This window comes from Variovorax sp. V116 (genome assembly GCF_041154435.1).
GTDB lineage: Bacteria > Pseudomonadota > Gammaproteobacteria > Burkholderiales > Burkholderiaceae_C > Variovorax > Variovorax paradoxus.
This window is the reverse complement of the sequence record NZ_AP028662.1, coordinates 646,193-668,574: the sequence shown is the minus strand read 5'-3', so window position 1 is coordinate 668,574 and position 22,382 is coordinate 646,193. Positions and strand designations below refer to the sequence as shown.

Sequence of the window (22,382 nt, the reverse complement as noted above, 5' to 3'; positions counted from 1 at the left end):
AGACCTCCGGCGCAACTTGGGCCGGAGGTCTTGTCTCTTATGCCGTCAAGGCAATTACCTCGATTGCGATTTTTGCGCCCTGCACGGGCAGTGGTGAAGCCTTGACGACCGAGCGCGCCGGCGCCGATTGAAAGTGCGCGCGCCACACGTCATCGAAGATGGCAAAGTCGCTAAGGTCCGTCAGGAAGACTTGCGCCTTCGCAACGTGTGCGAGGTCACTGCCGACCTTGCGCAGCGCTGCGTCCAGACGGGCCAACACCCATTCGGTCTGCAGCTGGATGGACGATGCATAGTGCGGATATGCGGCATGCACCACACACTCCGGTGGCATCTCACCGGTGTCGAAACCCGGGAAGATGCCGGCGGAAAATACCAACTCGCCGCAGCCGATGGCTTCGGGGCCTCGCGAGCCAGTTTCCGTGGGCAGTCGCAGTGCATCGCCGGTGTACGCGGTGAGGTCGATCTCAATGATCGTCCCTGTCACAAGCAGTGAGCCGATCCCCGTCACCGCGAGTGCGGGTTTGCGCGGGAAGGTCTCGCGCCAGGCGCCAAGGAACTCATCTTCGTTGCTGGTGTCGAGCAAGAGCGCCTGGCCCTTGATGACATCCGTGGGCTTGGCCCCGGCGGCAGCCAGCGAACGGGTCATGTTTTGCAGGGTATAGACGGTCTGTTTGGCGAGGTCCACCTGCCCATCCGGGCCTGCAGCTTCGGGCGGCACACCAGCCACGGCATTGTGGGCCAGTTGACCCGAGGTGAACACAAAGTCGCCCGCTCGCATCGCTTCGACTTTCTTGGTCAGCGGACGGGGTGCATCGGAAACTGCGGGCCGAATCGGAATGTCGGCATCGGATGCAACGGCAATCAGCGCAATCTCCAGTCGCGCGCCGGGAATCAGCAGCCCAGCAGCCCCGACGGTGGTGCGTGTCGGCGGATTGGGAAAGTAGCGCTTCCACACCCGGTCGAAACCGGGAAAGTCCGTGCTGTCGAGCAGGAATACATGGGCCTTGATCACACGGTCGAGCGAGCTGCCGGCTTGCTGCAGCGTTTGCGAGAGCGTGCGCAAGATGTAGTCGGTCTGGCGTTCGGCCGCCGAATCGAAATACGGGAACTGGGCATCGATGGCGGCTTCAGGTGCGATCGCATGAACCCAGTCGGTGGCCAGCACGGCCGACGTAAAAATGAACGCGCCGGCCCGCACGGCTTCGGTTTGCCAGATGGGGGCAGGAGATTCGTGGCTGCGAGTGTGCGCGAAGTTGCGGATTTGAGGAAAGTTCATTCAAGATTCCTGGAGTTGATGGAGAGAGGCAATTCGCTCGATCCAGTGCGCAGCTTCAAGCAGCTGCCGGTCACCATGCCGCGCACCGACGAGTTGGATGGACAGGGGCAGGCCAAGCGGCCCCCGGGCTATGGGCAGCGAGATACAAGGCAGTCCGATCAACGACCAACTCAGATTGAAGGTCGCGTCGCCACTCGACTCGAGTCCGTAGGGCGCCTCACCTGGAGTGGCGAGCGTCAGCAGCACATCGTGATCGGCCATCAGCGCCTCGACAGTGAGGGCCAGGTCGACTCCGGAGGCCTTTGCGAGCAGGTAGCTTTCGTCGTCGACATCCCCTCCGCGCTCGATTTCCGACAGCAATATCGGGCCGAGTTGCTGAGCTTGAGCGCTGCATCTCTCAGGCAGCAGCGATCGTCCCATTTCGTAACGGGAGATGGTGCGATGCCAGCCGAGGGACAGCTCGAATCCGACCGGGCATCCGAGGCTGCGAACCGTCGCCCCGGCGCGGCTGCATTGAGTGGCCACCTGGTCCAGCACCGCCACAGCGGCAGGGTCCGCCCGGTCGGCGAACGGACCAGGGAAAAAGCCGATGCGTGGTGCGAGGCCAGCACATGACAGCGGTGCCGATTCCTTCCGTCCTCGCAGCACGTCGAAAAACAAGGCGACATCAGCCACACAGGTTGCAAAGGCGCCCACCGTATCGAGCGACCACGAATAGCCTTTGGTGCCCGCGGGCGAGAGCGAACCGAAGGTCGGTTTGAAACCGACCGCGCCGCAGAACGCCGCCGGACGGATGATCGACCCCCCTGTCTGCGTGCCAGTGGCCAGCAGAATCTGGCCGTCAGCAACAGCAGCCGCCGAACCGGCTGAAGACCCTCCGGGCGTGTGCAGCTTGTTGTGCGGATTTGTCGTCGCACAGGGGCGCGTCGCACCGAACTCCACGGTAGCCGTCTTGCCAAGAATCACTGCGCCCGCCGCGCGCGCCAGGGCCACGCACGCGGCGTCCATGAACGGACGATGGCCCGCATAGGCCGGCGACCCATACGCCGTTGGTAGCGCCTGGGTGTCCGACAAATCCTTGATGCCGATAGGAAGACCGTGCAACAGCCCGCGAGTCGGCTGCCGATCTCGTTGGCGCGCTTCCTCCATGGCCTCCTCCACACCGAGGCAGGCCCAGGCATGGAGCTCCTCTTCTCGAGCCATTGCTCTTTCAAGGCTTGCTCGCACGACCTGCTCGGAAGTCCACTGGCCGGACCTGATGCCGCGCACACAGTCAATGGCAGTGGAGGCAACGGCCCCAGAGGACGGAGAAGAGGCGGTGAACATGTGAGGAAGTCTAGAAATCTCGGCCTATATCCACAAATGATTTGTCGCCACACCTCTATTCGCATTTCACATACATTCGACGCATCGCCATCCCACCGGAGTTGTCATGGGCCGCCCTTTGAATTCCCGCCAGATCGAAGCCTTTCGCGCCGTCATGCTCAGCGGCACCACCACGGCCGCCGCGCAAATCTTGCACACCACACAGCCGGCGATCAGCCGCACCCTGGCTCAATTGCAGTCGGCCAGTGGGATTCGGTTGTTCGAGATCCAGCGCGGGCGGCTGCTGCCGACACCAGAAGCAAAGGAACTGTTCGACGCGGTGCAGCGGCACTTCCTCGGCCTTGAAAAGGTCGAACAGACCATCGCGTCGCTGAAGCACTCCGGCGTGGGGCTGCTGCGCATTGCGTGCACGCCGGTCCTGGGCTTGGCCGTGCTGCCTTCGGTGGTCTACGGTTTCAAACTCGACTACCCGAGCGTGCACGTCACACTGCACACCATCGGAACGCATCTCATGCGCGACGGCTTGCTCAGCGGCATGTACGACATCGCGCTGTCGACCAGCGACATCCGCACGACCGGCCTGGAGCCCGTGCTGATGCACCAGGACCGATCGGTCTGCGTCATGCACAAGAAGCACCCGCTGGCGGGCAAGTCGAGTGTGCATGTGCGCGATTTGGCGCACTACCCTCTGCTCGCCCACCACGCGGACGACGCGCAACATCAGATGCTGCAGCAGCTCATGACAAAGCATGGCGTCGTGCCGCCGTCGATCATCGAGACCAACTACTCAGCGACGATATGCACGCTCGCGGCAGAAAGCGCCGGCATCGGCTTGGTGAGCACCTATGCGGCTTCGGTGTTCGCGAACCTCGTCCATGCCGCGCCCTTTGCGCCGGCCATCGCAGTGCAGACACACATGGCCTACGCGCCCAACGTCGCGCCGTCGAAGCTCACCACCGATTTCGTGGAGCGTCTGAAGGCTCACTTCAAGGCAATGAAAGGCTGAAGTACGCGTGGCGATTCCACGCCGCTGCTTACATATACCAATTTCACATGGAGGTGCCGCAATAGATCATTTGTCGACATTCATCCTCACTCCTACACTTTCCTCAAGGAACAGGAGTCCACGAAATGATTGTCGATCTCTCTCATGTGTTTCACGACCAGATGCCCGGCGTGCGCTTCAAGAATGATGCCGGCGAGCCGGTGGAACTCACGGCTCGCATGCGCCCGTTCATGACCCACGCTCAGTCATGCGCGCATTACGAGGGCAAGGCATCCTTCGAGATCACCGATGTGGCTTTTCAGACCTCGGTGGGAACCAAGATGGATGCACCACGCCACCGCTTCGAGGGTGCGGCCGATATTGCCTCTATCGAGCTCGACCGCCTCGTTCTCGAAGGCGTTGTGATCGATGCGCGCCATGCAGCTCCGGAACAGGCACTGGGCCTGGCAGACCTGCGGATCCCGGACGACATCGCAAGCAAAGCGGTTTTGTTCAATTTCGGATGGGACCGCCACTGGGGAAGCGATGCATACCGTGCGCACCCTTTCGTCTCGCGGGACGTGCTGACACGCCTGTGCGACGCAGGCATTGCACTGTTCGGCGTCGACTGCTCGAACGCCGATTCGACCAAGGACATGGAGCGCCCGGCCCACACATGGTTTCTTGAGAAGGACATCCTGATCGTGGAGAACCTGACCCAGCTTGAAAAGCTGCATGGCGCGTCTTTCGACTTCTTCTCGATTCCGCTGAAGGCGCGCGACGCGGCGGCCTTCCCTGTTCGCGCATTTGCTCAGCTACGTGGACAGCCGTCAGGCGACAGCGCCGCGAGCGCTGGCGCGATGTTGTCATGAGCGCGTATTGGTCCACCGGCGTCGACCTGCCGAACCTGCAGCAACCTGCCCTCGCGCGGTTGACCGACTTTGTCACCCCGCTGGAGCATGTCTTCTTTCTGCGCCACATGGCCATGCCCGAGATCGATAGGGCAAGCTGGCGACTTGCTATTGGCGGGTTGGTGGAGCATGAGTTGTCGCTCTCTCTGGCCGACCTCGAAGCCATGCCGCAGACCGAGATCTGTGCGGTTCATGAATGCGCGGGGCATCCGTTGCACCCCACGGTGCCGGTGCGCCGTGTGGCGAACGTTGTCTGGCGCGGCGTGCGTTTGTCCGAGGTGCTGAAACGGGCGTGCGTGGCGCCTGACGCGCGGTTCGTCTGGTCCTACGGCGCCGACAAGGGTGACTACCACGGCGTCGATATTCCTGCCTATGTCAAGGACATGCCGGTTTCGGAGCTGCATGGCGAGGCGATGCTCGCGACGCACATGAACTCGGAGCCGCTCAGCGACAAGCATGGAGGGCCGGTGCGCCTCGTCGTGCCCGGCTTCTACGGAACGAACTCAACCAAATGGTTGGTACGACTCGCGCTGAGCGACACGAGATCTCCGGGTTACTTCACGACAGTCATGTACAACGACCGCGTCGTCAAAGACGGCCTGGAGCAGCTTTCTCCCGTCTGGAGGGTGGCACCTCACGCGGTGATGGTCCAGCCAGCGGAGCAGGCACGTCTGCCCCCCGGCAAACAGAAGATCGTCGGTTGGGCGTGGGGCGCCGATGCGATCACGCGGGTCGAAGTCAGCACCGACGCGGGCGCAAGCTGGGCAGACGCACAGCTTGATGCGCGCAAAGACCATGCATGGCAGCGATTCGAGTTCGAGTGGACGCCGCCATCTTTGGGCACCTACCAACTGCGTTGCCGCGCGTTCGACAGCACCGGCCTCGGTCAGCCCGAACATGGTGTGCGCAATGCGGTTTTCTCCATCTCCGTCACCGTCGAGTAGTCGACATTCACCACGTTCCATCTCCTAGGATTTCAGAATGAAGAAGCAACTATTGGCCGTCGCATTCACTGCGATGACAGCGGCAGGCGTGTTTGCCCAGACAGTCGATACGGTCGCCAAAGTCAAGGCTTCGGGCACCATCACCCTGGGTGTGCGCGAGTCTTCGGGCGCCCTTTCGTACATGATTGGCGACGGCAAGTACGCAGGCTTTCAAGTGGACGTTTGCCACCGCATCGTCTCTAACCTGGAACGCACGCTTGGCACGAAGCTCGACGTTCGTTACCAGCCAGTGACCTCGCAAAATCGCATTCCACTCGTGCTGAACGGCACAGTAGACCTTGAGTGCGGCTCGACCACCAACAATCTCACCCGTCAAAAGGAAGTTGCCTTTGCGGTCACTACCTACGTCGAAGAGGTGCGCGTTGCGGTCAAGGCCAACTCCGGCATTGAATCGCTTTCGCAACTGGGGGGCAAGGTGATCGTCACCACGACAGGCACGACGTCCGTTCAACTGTTGCGCAAGCACAACCGCACTGCAGAACTCAAGTTCAAGGACGTGTTGTCCGGCAAAGATATGGCAGACAGCTTCCTGCTTCTGGAGTCAGGCCGCGCGGACGCCTTCGTGATGGACAGCCAGGTGCTGGCCGGCAATATTGCCACCTCGAGAAGCCCGGCCGACTACCGCATCGTCGGCGAGCCAATCAGCATCGAGCCGATCGCGATCATGCTGCGCAGGGACGATCCGGCATTCAAGAAGGTGGTCGACAACACCATTCGCGAACTGATCAAGACAGGAGAGCTGGCCAAGATGTATGACCGCTGGTTCATGCAGCCCATTCCACCGAAGAACGTCAAGCTGAACGTCCCTGCCAGTGCCGCGACACGGGCCGCATGGGCCGATCCCAACGACAAGCCGCTTGAATCGTATGTGTGCAGCCCGCCTTCATGCGTGCCCCCAGCGCCGGGCCAGTGACTCCGGAGTCTGCGCTCATGCAGTGAAGCGCTAAGATCGAGAAGTCATTTTTTTCCGGCGAGCGCTGCGTGGGCCTGCCCACCGAAATGCCTCGTTCGCCGATGAATGGGCGCCCATGCTCCCCCACGTCGACGAAGAGATCACCTTCCGCAAGCTCGAGATCCTGCTGGCCTTCATGGAGACCGGCAATCTGGCTCGCGCGGCGGAAAAGCTCGAGATCAGCGCCGTGAGCGTGCACCGCGCTTTGCATTCGCTGGAAACCGGCCTGCGCTGCGCGCTGTTTCGGCACGAGGGCCGCAACCTGCACCCGACCGAAGCCGCGCATGCGCTGGCAGAGGTGGCACGCGAGGTGCTTCGCACCATGGCCCAGGGCATACGCGCCACGCGGGAAGTCGCGGGCTACTCGGCGGACCGGATTCGCATCGGCTCTCTCTTTTCGCTGACGAGCCGCACGGTGCCGCAGCTGATCATGGGCATGAAGCTGCGCAAACCCGATCTGCACACCGAACTCATGCTCGGGTCCAACGCCCACCTGCTGCAGAAGCTGCGGGACGGCGCGATCGACGCCGCACTGATGGCGATCCCGGATGACGTGTCGGACGTCGAATCGGAGCCGCTGTTCGAAGACGACATCCAGTTTGCCGCTCCGGTGGGCTCCCCCTACTCCGGGCAAAAGGAAATCGACCTGAGCAGCTGCGCGGGCGAGCGCTTCGTGAGCCTGAGCGAAGGCTTCGTTACCTACCGCGGGTTTGTCGAGACCTTCCGCATCGCCGGCTTCACGCCCAACGTGGTGATGAAGACCGACGACATCTTCTCGCTGATGAACCTGGTGAGCGGTGGCGTGGGCTACACGCTGCTGCCGGGGCGGGTGCGCGGCGTCATGCCGCAGAAGGTGCAGTTGATCCCGCTGCAGCCCAGGTATTTGATGCGCCAGACCATCGCGCTCAATTTCCTGCGCACGCGCGAGCGCGATCCCAACCTGCTCGCGCTGCTGTCGGTTTGCCGCGTGGCCAAAGCCGACCTCGGCTGAGTCCGGGGCAGCTGATCGATCGGTGCGCGCTGTCCGGTCCGCGGCGGGCGAAGTAGTGCTGGCCGCGGCTCACCATGTATTGCGCAGCTCGCGAAGCTTGACGAACACGGTCTTCGGATCCGGCTTCTCGGGCAGATCGGGAAAGGCCTCGCGAAGCGCCGCAATGACACTCGGGCTCGACAGGCGCAGGAAGGTGTTGATCTCTTTCTCTTCGCGGAGCGTCGTGACGCGGGCCTTGGCCGGGTCATGCCCTGCCACGCCGGGCAGCAGCGCCTTGGCGGCAGCGTTGTCGGGCTCGCGCGCGAGCGTGAAACGCAGATTGTTTTCGATGTAGTCGTGGCCCGGGTAGACGCGGGTGTCGTCGGGCAGCTTGGCGAGTTGCTCCACGAAGGTGGTGTACATGGATTCCACATTGCCGCCGTTGTGGCAGTTGCCCGCGCCGGCGTTGAACAGCGTGTCGCCGGAGAACAGTGCCGGCCTCTCGGTGTGAGAGCGCAGGCAGATGTGGCACATCGTGTGGCCGGGCGTGTCCATGCATTCGAGCTCGACGGTCTTGCCGACCTTGATCACGTCGCCGGCCTTCACGCCGCGATCCATGCCAGCAATGCGAGAGCCCGAGCGGTGGTGCGCAATCACCTTGGCGCCCGTCGCCGCGACGACGGCCTCATTGCCGCCAGTGTGGTCGTGATGCTCGTGAGTATTGAGGATTTGCGTGATCTGCCAGCCCTTGTCCTTTGCGGCCGCCAGGCATTTCTGGTGGTCCAGGGGATCGATGGCGAGAGCCTCGCCGGTCTCAGGGCAAACAATCAGGTAGTTGTAGTTGCGATAGGCGTTGCCGGTCCAGATGCGTTCGACGATCATGCGTTGCTCCAGTGGTCAGATACGAGTGGCACTAACTTAACTCCGACGGCGTTGATGTGCTTCGTTCGGCGGCTCGGCACGCCCTGAGTACACATCGGGTGGCTGCATCCAGGCTGCTTCTTCCATTGTTCCCGAGCGAACGATCAACTGGTGAATAAAGGATGCGGCGCGTTGAAGAAATCGACACAGCCGATCCTTCATACCACCGCCGACCAGGGCGCTCTGCGCCCTCGTTTGAATTTCCCTTCGGTGCCAGGCCATGGCAACTCGCTAAGCAGATGGCCCACCAACTACTGGCGACACCAATGCTTTGCCTCGTGTCCCATGCTTCAACCCGGTGAACGCGAAATCCACCTCAGGCGCAAGCCCGCTCACGATGCGCGCGATCGACTTGCCCGAGCCGCAGGCGTGCGTCCAGCCCAGTGTGCCGTGGCCGGTGTTCAGATACAGGTTCGGCAGCTTCGTCTTGCCGATCAGCGGCACATTGCTCGGCGTCGCCGGACGCAGGCCGGTCCAGAACTGCGCCTGCGCGGTGTCGCCGGCACCCGGGAAGAGCTCTTCGACCCGCCGCACGATGGCCTCGCAGCGCAGCCGGTTCAGGTCGCGGTCGTAGCCGTTGAACTCGGCCGTGCCGGCGATGCGCAGGCGGTCGCTCCCTTCGCCCCCCGGCGAGGTGTAGCGCGAGAACACGAGCTTGTATTCGTCGTCGGTCAGCGAGACCTGGTGCGCCTTCGAGGCGTCTTTTACCGGCAAGGTCACCGAATAGCCCTTGGCCGGATAGATCGGCAGCCGGATGCCCAGCGGCGCGGCAACGATCGGGCTCAGCGAGCCCATCGCCAGCACGAAGGCATCGCCGCGGATGCGCTGGAAGCGACCTTCGTCGTCAGTGGCTTCGACATGGTCGATGCAGCCGCCCGCTTCACGCAGCGCAGTGATGGTGTGGCTCATGAGGAACTTCACACCCGCCGCCCTCGCCAGTGCGACCAGCTCGCGCGCGAAGCGGTTGGCGTCGCCCGATTCGTCCTCGGCCGTGTAGGTGGCGCCGGCCAGCTTGGGGCGGATGTGGGCCAGCGCGGGCTCGATCCTCACCGCCTCGTCGGCCGAGATCACTTGGCGCTCGCAACCCAGGGCGCGCATCTGCTCGGCCGGCGCGAGGGCCCCGTCGAACTCTTTCTGCGTCGTGTAGAAGTGCAGGATGCCTTGAGTGCGCTGGTCGTATTGGAGGCCGGTGTCGGCGCGCAGCTGCTGCAGCGTGTCGCGGCTGTAGGTGCCCAGGCGCACGATCTGCTCGATGTTGTGGCGCGTGCGCGCCGGGGTGCATTCACGCAGGAATTGAAGGCCCCAGAGCCACTGGCGCATGTCCGCGCGGATGCGAAAGAGCAGCGGCGCATCTTCCTTGCCCAGCCATTGGAGCACCTTGAGCGGTGCGCTGGGGTTGGCCCAGGGTTCGGCATGGCTCACCGAGATCTGCCCGCCGTTGGCAAAGCTGGTTTCGGCCGCCGGCGTGGCCTGCCGGTCGATCACGGTCACTTCGTGGCCGAGTTGCTGGAGGTAGTAAGCCGAGGTCACGCCGAGCAAGCCGGCGCCAAGAACGATCACACGCATTTCGAGAACCCTTGAGGTTGCAGCGCTCGAACGCAAATGGAAACGGAAGCTCGAAAAGAAAGCAACCGGACCATGCGTCCAAGTTGCCGCTCCCCCTGTCCTCGGTACCTGAGAGATTCACCCGCTACGCCCGCAGCGGGTTTGCTCCTTCGGTGCATCACGCTCACATTCCAATGGCGTGATGGCTCTCCAGACGGCTTTGACAATTGATGCAGTACAGGCCCATCGCGTGAGCCGACCTGAGCGTTTATGGGAGTTTGCGCCTTCGGTGGAGCCGCTTCCGCGGCCCGCTCTCCTGCTAAATCGAAGCTTATTAGGATCATCGCTGCCAGTCAACGATTAATTAGGCTTCAGGCCTCAAAATTGCGCTCATAGCGGTGGATCAAATTGGATGGCATTTTTCCCGGATGTGTTGGAATTAATAGAATTTCGAAGCCGTGAGAAGATGAAAACTCCGCCGTCGCATCCGACGACGTCGCAATCATCCAAATTCGAGCGCGCATTTGTCCTATTGCACGGGTTGGGGGCGCGATATCGTTCTGAGCAGTCCGTACACGAAAGTATCTTCATGCGTTTCCTAGCAAAGTGCGTCAACTCCACTGCGATGCGGGAGGCCACATGACACGCAACGCCGCACTGGGCCGCGCTGCCGATCACTTCGACAGTGGCGACTTCGTGCGCGACCTGTCGCGACGAGTCGCCTTCCGCACCGCCAGCCAGGAGGCTGATTCCGGACCGGCGCTGGCCGCCTACCTGCAGGACGAGATCGGCCCTTCATTGGCCAGGCTGGGCTTCAGCTTCAGCATCCACCCCAACCCCGAGCCCGCTTACGGCCCGTTCCTGGTGGCCAGCCGCCATGAAGGCGATGACCTGCCCACGGTGCTGATGTATGGCCACGGCGACGTCATCCGCGGTCAGGACAAGAGTTGGACCTGCGGCCAGGGACCGTGGACGCTGGCGGTGGACGGTGAACGCCTTTATGGACGGGGCACGGCGGACAACAAGGGCCAGCACAGCATCAACATCGCCGCGCTAGCCACCGTTCTGGGGCTGCGCGGGCAGCTGGGCTTCAACATCAAGTGGCTGCTGGAAACCGGCGAAGAGACCGGCTCGCCGGGCTTGGCCGCGTTCTGCTCTGCGCACCAGGAACTGCTGGCCGCCGATGTGCTGATCGCCAGCGACGGCCCGCGCGTAGGCCGAGACCAGCCTACCGTCTTCCTGGGGTCGCGCGGCGTGGCGAACTTCAGCCTGACGCTGAACCTGCGCGGCGGCGGCGGCCACCACAGCGGCAACTGGGGCGGCCTGCTGCGCAACCCCGGCACGGTGCTTGCCAACGCCATTGCCAGCATGGTGGACGCCCATGGCGTGATCCGCGTCGAGGGCCTGCGCCCGCCGCCCATTCCGGCCAACGTACGCGCCGCATTGCAAGGCCTGCGCTTTGGTGGCGACGCCGGCGACCCGGAAGTCGACCCCGGCTGGGGTGAGCCCGGCCTGACTCCGGCCGAACGGGTGATTGCCTGGAACACACTGGAAGTGCTGGCCTACAAGACCGGCAACCCGGACTTCCCGGTCAACGCCATCCCGCCCACAGCACAGGCCTTCATGCACATGCGCTTTGTCGTCGGCACCGACGTGAGCCAGCTGCGCGACGTCGTGCAGCAGCACCTGTCGACGCATGGCTTCGAAGGCATCGAAGTCAGCGAACCCGAAGTCATGCACGCCACCCGGCTGGACCCGGACAACGCCTGGGTGCGCTTCACGCTGGCCAGCATCGAGCAGAGCACCGGCAAGAAGCCCGTGCTGCTGCCCAACCTGGGCGGCAGCCTGCCCAACGATGTGTTTGCCGACATCCTGGGCCTGCCCACCGTGTGGGTGCCGCACAGCTACGCGGCCTGCCAGCAGCACGCACCCGACGAGCACCTGCTGGCACCGGTGGCACGCGAGGCGCTGCAGCTGATGACGGGCCTGTTCTGGGACCTCCCGGCGGCAGCGCCGGCGCTGCCGCGACGCTGAGCGCGCCGAAATCCGCGACTCGCCCAGCATGCGGCGGAATGCTGCCGGATGAAGGCGCAGGAGAGAACTCTGGACCCCGGCAAGACCGGTGAGCGGCCACCGATCGCAAGCCGCTGGCGCAGCCGTGAAGTACGACTATCCGCTTACCTTCTATGGGACAAGTGCCATGAGCATCCGATTGCGCGCGAACATACTGTGACTGCTACGATGCGCGATCTTGTGGCAGGAGATTCCATGATGATGCCGGTTCCAGGTGCGAAGGCCGACACTGCCAAGCCGGCACGGCGACGAGTGAAGGTCGGCTTCATCCTCCTTCCGGGCTTCACGATGTTTTCGTACTCTGCCCTGGTTTATATCTTGAAGCATTGCACCGACCCGGCAGCTGCGGTCGGCGTGGACTTTGAATATGTAGTTCTGGGACAAAAGCCGGCCCAGACAACCTGCGGTGTTCAAGTACCCCCGACAGCGCCCCTGCACGCGGCTCGCGATTGCAACTACGTCTTCGTCATAGGTGGCAAGACTGCAGCTCCGATCGAGGACCGCAGATCGATTCTGGAAGCACTAACGAACGCCGATCGGTATGGCGCGACTCTTGTCGGAACTGGTTCGGGGCTGTTTGTACTGATCGAGGCCGGATTTTTCGATAAATTGCCCTGCGCGACCGATTGGTATCGCGGCGCCGACCGTGATACCCGCTTTGCCGAAGTGCAGCAGATCCCAGGCGTTAACTTGATGGTGAGCGGCAGGCGAGTTAGCTGTGCCGGAGGGCTGGCGGCTCTGGAACTCGGATCATGGCTGCTGGAACGTCATTATTCCGCTATCGGCGCCGAGATTCCGGCGCCGCAGGAGCTTTCGGCCTCCTCTACCGACGCGGAGCAGAATCTTGAAGCAAGAGAAGATCCACGCGATCCGAGAGTACTTCGGGCGCTCAAGATCATCGAGAGAAATCTTGGACAGGAGCCAATGAAGATCGAGTCTCTCGCATCATCCTTGGGGATTTCCAAGCGGCAGATAGAACGGCTTTTCCAGCAGGAAATGAAGCAGCCGGTCCAGCAATATTGCCGACAACTCAGACTCGCTTACGGATATTGGCTTCTTTTGAACAGCCCCAAGTCAATAACCGAGATCGCGACAATCACCGGCTTCTCCGATAGCTCTCACTTCAATCGGTGTTTTCGCACTCAATTTGACATGACTCCCTCACAGGCGCGCCAATCAAAGGTGAGCGTGGATGATGTCATGTCGCCGCAATGGGCTTCACTCTACGAAAGAATTGTCAAGAGCGATCAAGATCTAGACTTATCGAAATCGAGGAAGTCTGTTTACACAAATCTGGCGCACTCGGTGGGTGGTTCTCCAAGCAGGACCCGTCCCGATGCCGCCTTGACAGAGACAGAAATCCATTTGGCAACGGCCCGTCTCTAACAGCTGCCCGGTAAGCAGCTTCTTGCTTTTGCGTTCTCGCCCACCTAAACGACACCGCATCGGTTCCGATTGCCGGCCCATCAGAGCGATAGGCCGGCTTTTTTTCCGCTCGATATCGAAGCGATCAGATCGCCGCCGTGACGATGAACTCGACCTTGTATTTCGGCGTGGTGAGCTTGGCTTCGCTGGTGGCACGGGCCGGGGGGTTGGCCGGATCGATCCAGGCTTCCCAGACGGCGTTCATTTCGCCGAAGTTCGCCATATCCGAAAGATAGATGATCGTCTGCAGGATCTTCGACTTGTGGCTGCCGGTGGCAGCGAGCAATTGGTCGACTTGGGCAAGTGCGCTCTTGCACTGGTCGGTGACACTCTCGCCTTCGCCGACCCGGCCGGCGAGGTAGACGGTGTTACCGTGGACGACGGCGTTGCTCATGCGGGCGCCCGGTTCGATGCGTTGAATGCTCATGGAATTCTCCTGGAAAAAATTGAGCGGCGGGAAAGGGCCCCGCGTGAAAAGCGAGGCCCGTAAAATTCTTCAGCCGCGAAAATGCTGGCTCTTTGAAATGCAGCTGTGAAGCTTAGGCAGATTTGGCTGTACCGCCTTCGCCGCGCATGATCGACTGCGCGAATGAGACAAGTACAGCCGCAGCTTCAGAAACCTTCTCAGGAAGAAGAGCGTGGCCGGAACCATGAATGATTTCCATGGTCGTCAGGTGGCCTACGCGATCTCGCAAGAAGTCTTCGTCGGGTACGGGTGCGATCTTGTCAAATTCGGGTGCAACATAAAGCACCGGCAAATTCTTGCCTACTTCAGTCCAGCTGCTGTCGGCCGTTGCATTCGTCGCCGCAAGCTGGAATTTAGAGACTTCTGTATGCCATCCGCTCAACCAAACAGAGGCATCATGCCCTGGAGCGAAGAAGTCGCGCTCCAGATAAAACAGGCGATCTGCATCTGACTTGGAATTGTCGGAGACGACATTAACAGAAATCAAGAGCTCGGGCGATATGGTGCTGCCAATAATAGCCGCGAGCAGTGCGACTGATTTTGTCATCGACGGCCAATGATGGGCGAGAACCCGTGCGACCCAATTGCCGAATGCGTGGCCTACCACACACAATACTTCAGGCTTGCCTGGTGCGCAGTCAGCCTCGATCGCAGCAACAACATCAGCGGCAAGATCGATCAACGTGATGCCTTCGGTCGGCCCCGTACTTTCGCCTATGCCGCGAGGCTGAGGTCGCAATACGCGAAATCCAGCCGCTGCAATGATGGGTGCAATTTCGTCGAAGTCAGTCGCACCTCTGGCCAGCGAGGGCAGCAAGACAATACGCGGGCCCGTACCTTCGACCAGAAGTTCGACCTGTCCTTCATGTGTCGGGATCAGTTTGCGCTCGAATTTTGACATTTTGTATCCTAATTTGATGGTGGTAGTCGTCGAAACCGCAAGCCGCAGCTTGCAAGACTACTTCTTACTGAGGCTTGGAGCTATCGAAAAATTTGCTGGCGGCCAGAGAGGGCCGTGACTGTATCGATTGATGCCAGCTGGAGAGCACCGGATATTTTTCTCGCCAGCCGAGCCTCGGAAACCGAAAATCGGCGTATTCGGCAACGATAGCAAGCGTAATTGACGACAATCCAAAAGGCCGTTGCCCAATTCGCTCGGCTGTCGCTTCCAATCTCGCCCAGATCATGCTCGACTTCAAGTTGAATGCATTGATAAGCGCAATCTGCTTGGTATCTTTCATGGATTCGATGCGCCATTGCACCAGCAGGTCGAGGAATCCATTGCACAACGCATGCAGCCGAAGCTCTTCAATTCGCGCTTCGGGCGATGACGGAATAAGCTTGGCGCCCCCTGCGATGTGTTCGAGGTGCTCGATGATTACGAGGCTATCGTAAAGCGCGGTCCCGTCATCCAGAACGAGCGTTGGAAGTTGCCCAAGCGGGTTGTATGGCAACAAAGCCAAGTCGGGCTTATTTGGTGCGACGCGAGTCGGGATCGTTTCCAACTTGTCCTTCAGCCCCAGTTCGTGGGCACTTACGATGACTTTTCTGACGAATGGAGACGTCGATGACCAATACAGTTTCATGAAGAGAATCCTCGGCTATTAATCTGGAATATTGATCGATACTCGCCTCTACGCAGCTAGAACTCACCGCTAACTCTCCAAAACCGCAGGTTATCGGTTCGACCAATAGCGTGATTTTCGGCCGATTGCCATGGAGCCGATAGGATTGCAGGGCCGTGAGGATATAAAGGCTCGGCCGCCGTAGCCGATGATGTCGCAATCATCCAATTTCATGAGCGCATTTGTCCTATCGCCTCGGATTGGAAGCGCATATCGTTCTACGCAGTCCGTTAATAGGGGAGTATCTTCATGCGCTTCCTAAGAAAGTGCATCGTGCCAGTCGCCACATTCGAGCGACCACAAATTGGCCCATCGTCTTGCTTCTGTATCTGGTCTCGTTTTTGCACAATTGCCATGAAAAATCTCGTACAACTTGCACTTTCCCTTGTCGTCGTTGCCGCTTCGCAGGGCGTGGTTGCCCAGACTTTCCCTTCGAAGCCCGTGACCATCGTGGTTCCTTACTCCCCGGGCGGCCCTGTGGACAACCTGTCTCGTTCATTGGGCATCAGGCTCACAAAGGAGTGGGGCCAGCCAGTACTGGTTCTCAACAAAACAGGCGCCAATGAAATCATTGGCGCCGAGCTCGTGGCCAAGAGCCCGCCCGATGGCTACACCTTGTTTGCGGCAACGGAGGCGGCGCTGACCATGAATCCGCATCTGTACAAGAAATTGCCCTACAACGCTGAAAAAGACTTTGCGCCCATTTCGCGGTTGATCACCGTGCCAATGGTGTTTTTGGTACCGCAAAACTCAAAGGCCCATACCCTGAAAGAGTTCGTGCAACTGGCACATAACGCCAAAGACAAGCCAATGAGCTACGGCTCTTCCGGTGCCGGCGGCATTGTCCATTTGCCCTTGGCAATGTTTGCCAAACAAGAGAATCTGGAAATGGTGCACGTGCCCTACAAAGGCGCAGCGCCCCTGATCCCGGACATCATTTCGGGCCAAGTGGATTCGGCGATCCTCGGTGTGTCAGTCGTCGAGCAACACGTCAAAGCGGGCAAGATGAAGGCGCTCGCTATTTCCGGCGACAGCCGGAGTGTTGCCTTGCCAGACGTGCCAACGTTCAAGGAGGCGGGCGTCAAGGACATCAACGGCGCCTTCAACATCGGGCTCGTGGCACCCGCAGGAACCCCCTCGGCCGTAGTGGAAAAAATCGCCAGCGACGTTCGCAAGATTCTGATGGATCAGGAATTCCGAAAAACTCAGATCGACGCCTATTCGTATGTGGCTATCGGCTCGACGCCCGCCGAGTACAAAAGCTTCCTGGCCCAAGACTTCAAGGTGCAGGCTGAACGGGTAAAAATATCCGGCGCCACGCTCGACTGATCGCCCTTTGCTTGAACGCGTCATGCCCCGACTCAATCTTGTGCAGCAAGGGCAAGGCGGTGGGGCCGGTGCACTTCGTCGGTCTTTCAATGGGCGGCATGACGGCCTAGTCGCTGGCGCTCGACACCTCCGACTGCTACGCAGTTTGGTCAATCGTGCTTCCGGCTTTGCGTCTGCGTGGCTATGCGGCCAGCGCCCAGGACAAGGCCTGTGCCAGATCTTCCTGCAGATCGTCAACGCTCTCCAGGCCGATCGAGAAGCGCAGCAGATGTCCCGCATAGCTCTGCTTGCCGCTGCGGATGCTTCCCATGTCATAGGGCATGACCAGACTCATGGGACCGCCCCAGGACAGACCGATCCCGAACAATTGAAGACGGTCACAGAAGGCATCGACTTGTGCGGGGCTATGGGACTCGTCGATGAGCACCGAAAAGAGCCCAGCGGCCGCACTGCAGTGTGTCGCCCAGTGTTCATGCCCTGGACAGGATTCCAGCGCCGGGTGCAGGACCCGGCTGATCCCCTTTTGCCTGGCCAACCATGAGGCGAGTGCCCGAGCCGTGGCGTCGTGCAGGTCGTAACGAGCCTTGATGGACGCCAAGCCCCGCAGCACCAGCTCAGCATCGTTGGCACCCACGCCCATGCCAAGGTCCAGGTAGGCGACGCGGAGCTTGTCATGCAGCTTGTCGTCGTTGGTGATGATCGAGCCCATCAAGACATCGGCACCGCCTGAAGGGTACTTGGTCAGCGCGTGAACGCTGATGTCCACGCCCATCTCGAACGGCGCGAACGCGATGCCCGCCCCCCAGGTGTTGTCGAGCGCGACGATTGCACCGGCGTTCTTGGCCGTCGCCACCAGTGCGCGCAGGTCCGGAAATTCCATGGTGATCGATCCTGGCGCCTCGACCCAGACGAGCTTGGCACGCACGCTGAGCTTGGCCTGCAGATCGGCGACGTCCAAGGGGTCGTAGCACTGATGGGTGATGCCCATCTGCGAGAGCGTCGCGCGTGCATGGCGCAGCGAGGGCCCATAGACATTGGTGGGCAGAAGCACCTCGTCGCCGCTCGACAGCAGGCCGAGGTTGACCAAGGCAATGGCCGCCTGCCCGCTCGGGCAGAGCAGGCAGTGCCGGCCCCCTTCGAGCGTGCACAGGCGCTGTTCAAGGGTGTACGTCGTCGGCGTGCCGTAGAGGCCGTAGCTGTACCCGTCGCGGTGGCCGAATGCCTTGGCACGTTCGCGCACCGTTGCCGCGTTGGGGAACAACACCGTGGACCCCTTGAACACCCCCGGGGAAACCGCCTGGTAGCCGGCCGGTGGAACGTAGCCGTGGTGGATCAGTCGGGTGCTGATGTCTTGAGACATGGCGGGAACTCTTCTGCAGGATCAGGAGCTTCAATGTATCGGAACATGAAGCCGCCGCCGCGTCGGCGCTCTGGGAAAAATCGCACATCGGGTTGCGGCGATGTGGCAAGGACAATGCAGACCCGCGGCATTGCCCAGCTAGGACGCGGTATCGAACCACTTGGCGTCGCCACCGAAAAGGTCAGTCAGTTTGCGCGCCCCGGCGAAAAGCGCCTGAAGCATCGGCGCCTGGTCGACGTTCTCGAATCGATAGCGCGGGCCGGAAATCGTCAGCGCGCCGACCAGCTGCCGATTCACGCTCAGCACCGGCACCGACAAGGCCGCGATCTCCGCGTCGTATTCACCGAACGAGGCACAAGACATCTCGGCGCGGATGCGGTCGAACTTCTTTCCGGTCTTTTTCTCGCCGAAAGCCAAAAGCACCTGGGGGGCGGCGCCCTTGTCGATTGGCAAGCGGTCGCCTTCGCGGATCGCATCGCGGATCATGCGGGCCGAGTCGACCCGATGGAGACACACCGCGTGCTCACCGTCCCTGATATAGAACGATGCGCACTCGTAGGTGGCTTCGACCACTTCGCGCAGCACCTCGGGGACGTGCTCCGAGGTGCGGCATTGCCTCTGGTAGATCGCGCCAAGCCGCAGTGGCGCGGCACCCAATTGAAAAGAGCCGTCTGCCAAGCGCTTGAGATAGCCCGTGCGTTGCAGGGATTCCGCCAGCCGCAGGATCGTGCTCTTGTAGAGCCCCGTGCGCCGCGCAAGATCGGCGAGCGTCAACGCATAGTCCAGTTCGTTGAAAGCGTCGAGCAGGCTCAACGCGCGTTCCACCGCGCTCACCCCGGAATCATCAGCCATCGAATGCCACTCAGAAGAAGATCAATCGAGTTTAGCGCGGACCTCCTGGACACCACACGCACGTTGACCACTCTCAATGCGCGTCCACGTCCAGACCCAGGAAGCGTTCGAGCACCGACGCATCGGCATCGAGGTCTTCCGTGCGGCCCTCGTAGACGACAACACCCTCCTCGAGGATATAGTGTCGCCGGGCGAGCGTGCGGCACACCGCAAAGCTCTGCTCCACCAGCACGATCGGGATGCCCGATGCGCCGACACCACGAATCAGCTCCGTGAGTTCGTCCACGATCACCGGTGCGAGGCCTTCCGTCGGTTCGTCGAGCAGCAGCAATTTGGGCCCCTGGACCAGCGCCCGTGCAATGGCGAGCATCTGCTGCTCGCCGCCGGAAAGCGCACCGCCGAGGTTGCGGCGACGCTCGCGCAGACGCGGAAACTCGTCATAGACGCGCTCCAGCGTCCACCGCGCGTGCTTTCTCTGGGCGATCTGCAGGTTCTCCTGCACCGACAACAAGGTGAAGATGCCACGGTGTGCGGGCACCAGCGAGATGCCGCGGCGCGCGATTTCGTCGACCGCCATGCCCACGAGGTCGACGCCTTCGAAGCGCACCGAGCCGCCATGCGCGCGCAGCAGCCCGACAACCGTGCGCATCGTCGTCGTCTTGCCCATGCCGTTGCGCCCGAGCACGCTCACGATCTCGCCCGCGTTCACATGCATCGACACACCATGCAGCACATGACTCTTGCCGTAGGACGCATTCACGTTCTCCAGCACCAGAATGGCCTCGTTCATGATTGGCTCCCCAAGTAGACCCGCCGCACCTGGGCGTTCTCGCGGATGGCTGCCGGGGCACCTTCCGCGATGACGTTGCCCTGGAACATGACGGTGATGCGATCACTGATCCCCATGACCACGCGCATGTTGTGCTCCACCAGCAGCACCGCGTAGCGGGCCTTGAGCCGCTGCAACAGTTCGGTGATGCGGGGCACGTCCGCAAGGCCGAGTCCGGCCAGCGGCTCGTCCAGCAGCAGCAGGCGCGGCCGGGCCGCAAGGCACATGCCGATTTCCACCACGCGCTGCATGCCATGCGCGAGTGAAGCGACCGGCGTCGCAGCATGGCGGGTCAGCTCCAGTTCGCGCAAGACCTCCGTGGCGACGTCGAGCCTTTGCGTCTCGCGCGCCCAGTTGCTCCAGAACCTGTAGGACCGCGACGGGGCGACGCCCATTGCCGCCATCTGTAGGTTGTGCAGCACGCTGCTTTCGCCGAACAGGCTCGTCACCTGGAAACTGCGGGCCATGCCGAGGCGCGCCCTCCGGTGCGCACCGGAACGCGTGATGTCCTGTCCCTCGAACATGAGACTGCCGCGGCTGGCCGGCAGGCGGCCGCTCACGATGTTGAAGAAAGAGGTCTTGCCCGCGCCGTTCGGGCCGATCAGCGAGTGCAGGCCGGTCGTGCCCAGCTCAAGATCGATCTTTCCGACTGCGGTGAAGCGACCGTAGTCGAGCCCCAGCCCACGGGCACAGAGAAAAGGGTTGCCTGCTGTGGTCATGCGCGATCTCCTGCCGGGGCGCTGCGGCGGTCCCGCCAATGCGCCCAGGCACCGCCGAGCCCGCGGGGCGCGAACAGCACCACGGCAATCAGCACCAAGCCGACGATCATCTGCCAGCGCGGCCACCACTGCGATAACTGCTCGGCCATCAAGGTCATGGCGAGCGCACCGAAGGCTGCCCCAAGGAGCGACCGGCGCCCGCCAAGGATGGCCATGATGAGGATGGTCTCGGACGTCATGAGATCGATGTTGGACAGCGGCGCCGAGCGCAGCTGCAGCGCATAGAGCGCTCCGGCCAGCGCAGTGAGGCCCCCGGAAACGCAGAAAGCCAGCAGCTTGAGCTTCTGGACGTCGTAGCCGGCGGTCTGCGCGCGCACCTCGTTCTCGCGCACCGCGTCGAGCGCGCGGCCGAACGGCGAACGCACCACGAGCCGCAAGAACGCGATCGCGAGCACGAAAACCACGGCGATCAACGCGTACTGGCCAGCGCCTTCGCCGACGATGCCCTCAAGGCCCGTGGCGGGGCGCGGAATGTCGAGCAATCCATTTTCGCCGCCGGTGAGCTGCGGGAACGACAGCGCGGCAAAGTAGGCGAGCTGCGCCATCGCGAGCGTGATCATCACGAAATAGATGCCTCGCTGGCGGATGCTCAGCATGCCGATGGCCAATGCCACAACCATCCCGGCCATGACGCACACGAGCAGCGCCGCCATGCCCGCGCCCGGTGCCGCCTTCAGCACGATGCCGACGGCATAGGAGCCCACGCCGAAGAAGCTGCCTTGCGCGAAGCTCAGGAGGCCGGCGTAGCCCAGCAACAGGTTGCAGGCGGCCGCCGCGATTGCAAACACCAGCACCACGCCGGCCGTGGCCGTCGAGCCCATCACCAGCGGCATGGCCAACGCGAAGACGGCCAGCGCCAGGCAGAACAGCCCGGAAGAATGTTTGATCTTTTCAAGCACGGCCGAACAACCCCTTGGGCATGACGAGGAGGATGCCCGCCATGACGATGAAAATGGCCAGACGCGCGCCCTCGGGCCAGATCGCGCTCATCATGCTTTGCGTGACGCCGATGATCAGCCCACCCACCAGTGGCCCGCTGAAACTGCCGATGCCGCCGAGGACGACGACGACGAACGCGATCACGATCGCCTCCGCGCCCATCGAGGGATCGGCGCCGCGCAGCGGTGCGGCGAGACCGCCCGCCAGCCCCGCAAGGCCGGTTCCCAGCGCAAAGGTCAGGGCATAGACCCGGCTGACCCTGATGCCGAGCAGGTTGAGCATCTCGGACGACTCGTTGCCTGCACGCACCCGCGCGCCGAACAGCGTGCGTTCGAAGAGAAACCACAGCCCCAGCCCGACCACCGCACAGACTCCGAAGATGAAGATGCGGTAGACCGGCACCGGATAGGGGCCAAGCATCAACACACCGGCGAGCATGTCGGGCATGGGCACCTGCTGCGACTCTGGCCCGAAGATCATCACCACCCCCTCGGTGAGGATGAATGTCAGGCCGACCGTGATGAGGATCTGCGACTCGTGCGGCATCCGATAGGTGCGCCGCAGCAGCCAGCGCTCCGCAACCACGCCGATGACGGCCACGGCCGCGAACGATGCCGCAAGGCCGAGCAGGAAGCTGCCGGTCTGTGCAGTGACGAACATTGCGGTGTAGGCGCCGATGAGGAACAGCGCACCATGCGCGAAGTTCACGAAGCCAAGCAGGCCGAAGATGATGCTCAGGCCCACGGACAGCAGGAAGTAGACCATGCCGACCCCGAGCCCATTGAGCGCCTGGAACAGATAGATGTTCATGGCCC

General features: G+C 61.9%; 21 protein-coding genes and 2 riboswitches. Of the genes, 8 read left to right on the top strand and 13 right to left on the bottom strand.

Annotation, left to right across the window (positions count from 1 at the left end; all coding sequences use genetic code 11):
* Positions 1–37: 37 nt before the first annotated feature.
* Complete coding sequence (locus ACAM58_RS29120) at positions 38–1,276, bottom strand: RidA family protein (protein ID WP_369665066.1); 1,239 nt, start codon at positions 1,274–1,276, stop codon at positions 38–40.
* Positions 1,277–2,602, bottom strand: a complete 1,326-nt coding sequence (locus ACAM58_RS29115) for an amidase (RefSeq protein ID WP_369665065.1) — start codon at positions 2,600–2,602, stop codon at positions 1,277–1,279.
* Between the two features lie 106 nt (positions 2,603–2,708).
* Here ACAM58_RS29115 and ACAM58_RS29110 point away from each other — a divergent pair, with 106 nt between their 5' ends.
* From ACAM58_RS29110 to ACAM58_RS29090, 5 genes are all read left to right on the top strand, one after another.
* Positions 2,709–3,608, top strand: coding sequence for a LysR family transcriptional regulator (locus ACAM58_RS29110; RefSeq protein WP_369665064.1), 900 nt, complete (start codon positions 2,709–2,711; stop codon positions 3,606–3,608).
* Between the two features lie 125 nt (positions 3,609–3,733).
* On the top strand, positions 3,734–4,459 hold the full coding sequence (locus tag ACAM58_RS29105) for a cyclase family protein (protein WP_369665063.1): 726 nt from the start codon (positions 3,734–3,736) through the stop codon (positions 4,457–4,459).
* On the top strand, positions 4,456–5,442 hold the full coding sequence (locus tag ACAM58_RS29100) for a molybdopterin-dependent oxidoreductase (RefSeq protein ID WP_369665062.1): 987 nt from the start codon (positions 4,456–4,458) through the stop codon (positions 5,440–5,442). The genes ACAM58_RS29105 and ACAM58_RS29100 overlap by 4 nt, the downstream gene beginning before the upstream one ends.
* Before the next feature lie 37 nt (positions 5,443–5,479).
* On the top strand, positions 5,480–6,415 hold the full coding sequence (locus tag ACAM58_RS29095) for a transporter substrate-binding domain-containing protein (protein ID WP_369665061.1): 936 nt from the start codon (positions 5,480–5,482) through the stop codon (positions 6,413–6,415).
* Between the two features lie 115 nt (positions 6,416–6,530).
* A complete protein-coding gene (locus tag ACAM58_RS29090) occupies positions 6,531–7,445 on the top strand; it encodes a LysR family transcriptional regulator (protein ID WP_369665060.1) in 915 nt (304 codons plus the stop codon).
* 69 nt (positions 7,446–7,514) lie between these two features.
* On the opposite strand, the gene ACAM58_RS29085 is transcribed toward ACAM58_RS29090, so the two are convergent.
* The gene (locus tag ACAM58_RS29085; RefSeq protein ID WP_369665059.1) at positions 7,515–8,306 is read right to left on the bottom strand and encodes a hydroxyacylglutathione hydrolase; all 792 of its coding nucleotides are present in this window, start codon (positions 8,304–8,306) and stop codon (positions 7,515–7,517) included.
* 270 nt (positions 8,307–8,576) lie between these two features.
* Complete coding sequence (locus ACAM58_RS29080) at positions 8,577–9,911, bottom strand: D-amino acid dehydrogenase (RefSeq protein WP_369665058.1); 1,335 nt, start codon at positions 9,909–9,911, stop codon at positions 8,577–8,579.
* Between the two features lie 85 nt (positions 9,912–9,996).
* Positions 9,997–10,114, bottom strand: a riboswitch (glycine riboswitch).
* 15 nt (positions 10,115–10,129) lie between these two features.
* Positions 10,130–10,219: riboswitch (glycine riboswitch) on the bottom strand.
* A gap of 310 nt (positions 10,220–10,529) precedes the next feature.
* Between ACAM58_RS29080 and ACAM58_RS29075 the strand changes: the two genes are divergently transcribed.
* Together ACAM58_RS29075 and ACAM58_RS29070 are read left to right on the top strand one after the other, a co-directional pair.
* Positions 10,530–11,924, top strand: coding sequence for a M20 family metallopeptidase (locus tag ACAM58_RS29075; protein WP_369665057.1), 1,395 nt, complete (start codon positions 10,530–10,532; stop codon positions 11,922–11,924).
* Between the two features lie 234 nt (positions 11,925–12,158).
* Positions 12,159–13,349: a GlxA family transcriptional regulator gene (locus tag ACAM58_RS29070; RefSeq protein ID WP_369665056.1), complete on the top strand. Its 1,191-nt coding sequence runs from the start codon at positions 12,159–12,161 to the stop codon at positions 13,347–13,349.
* Between the two features lie 124 nt (positions 13,350–13,473).
* Here ACAM58_RS29070 and ACAM58_RS29065 read toward each other — a convergent pair whose 3' ends face one another.
* The 3 genes from ACAM58_RS29065 to ACAM58_RS29055 form a co-directional block, all read right to left on the bottom strand.
* On the bottom strand, positions 13,474–13,815 hold the full coding sequence (locus ACAM58_RS29065; protein WP_369665055.1) for a RidA family protein: 342 nt from the start codon (positions 13,813–13,815) through the stop codon (positions 13,474–13,476).
* Positions 13,816–13,927: 112 nt separating this feature from the next.
* Entirely contained in the window at positions 13,928–14,755 is an 828-nt protein-coding gene (locus tag ACAM58_RS29060; RefSeq protein WP_369665054.1) for an alpha/beta fold hydrolase, read from the bottom strand.
* Between the two features lie 64 nt (positions 14,756–14,819).
* On the bottom strand, positions 14,820–15,440 hold the full coding sequence (locus ACAM58_RS29055) for a glutathione S-transferase family protein (protein ID WP_369665053.1): 621 nt from the start codon (positions 15,438–15,440) through the stop codon (positions 14,820–14,822).
* A 393-nt stretch (positions 15,441–15,833) separates the two neighbouring features.
* Between ACAM58_RS29055 and ACAM58_RS29050 the strand changes: the two genes are divergently transcribed.
* Positions 15,834–16,808 carry a Bug family tripartite tricarboxylate transporter substrate binding protein gene (locus tag ACAM58_RS29050; RefSeq protein WP_369665052.1) on the top strand — a complete coding sequence of 325 codons (975 nt, stop codon included), beginning with the start codon at positions 15,834–15,836 and terminating at the stop codon, positions 16,806–16,808.
* A gap of 181 nt (positions 16,809–16,989) precedes the next feature.
* Here the strand turns inward: ACAM58_RS29050 and ACAM58_RS29045 are convergent, their stop codons facing one another.
* The 6 genes from ACAM58_RS29045 to ACAM58_RS29020 all read right to left on the bottom strand — a co-directional run bounded on the left by ACAM58_RS29045 (position 16,990) and on the right by ACAM58_RS29020 (position 22,377).
* Positions 16,990–18,168, bottom strand: coding sequence for a PLP-dependent transferase (locus tag ACAM58_RS29045; RefSeq protein WP_369665051.1), 1,179 nt, complete (start codon positions 18,166–18,168; stop codon positions 16,990–16,992).
* 138 nt (positions 18,169–18,306) lie between these two features.
* Positions 18,307–19,020 (bottom strand): IclR family transcriptional regulator, encoded by a 714-nt coding sequence (locus ACAM58_RS29040; protein WP_369665050.1) that lies wholly within the window; start codon positions 19,018–19,020, stop codon positions 18,307–18,309.
* A gap of 73 nt (positions 19,021–19,093) precedes the next feature.
* On the bottom strand, positions 19,094–19,798 hold the full coding sequence (locus ACAM58_RS29035) for an ABC transporter ATP-binding protein (protein ID WP_369665109.1): 705 nt from the start codon (positions 19,796–19,798) through the stop codon (positions 19,094–19,096).
* A gap of 8 nt (positions 19,799–19,806) precedes the next feature.
* Positions 19,807–20,568 carry an ABC transporter ATP-binding protein gene (locus ACAM58_RS29030; RefSeq protein ID WP_369665049.1) on the bottom strand — a complete coding sequence of 254 codons (762 nt, stop codon included), beginning with the start codon at positions 20,566–20,568 and terminating at the stop codon, positions 19,807–19,809.
* Positions 20,565–21,527, bottom strand: a complete 963-nt coding sequence (locus ACAM58_RS29025) for a branched-chain amino acid ABC transporter permease (RefSeq protein WP_369665048.1) — start codon at positions 21,525–21,527, stop codon at positions 20,565–20,567. The genes ACAM58_RS29030 and ACAM58_RS29025 overlap by 4 nt, the downstream gene beginning before the upstream one ends.
* Positions 21,520–22,377, bottom strand: coding sequence for a branched-chain amino acid ABC transporter permease (locus ACAM58_RS29020; RefSeq protein ID WP_369665047.1), 858 nt, complete (start codon positions 22,375–22,377; stop codon positions 21,520–21,522). The genes ACAM58_RS29025 and ACAM58_RS29020 overlap by 8 nt, the downstream gene beginning before the upstream one ends.
* Positions 22,378–22,382: the final 5 nt, after the last annotated feature.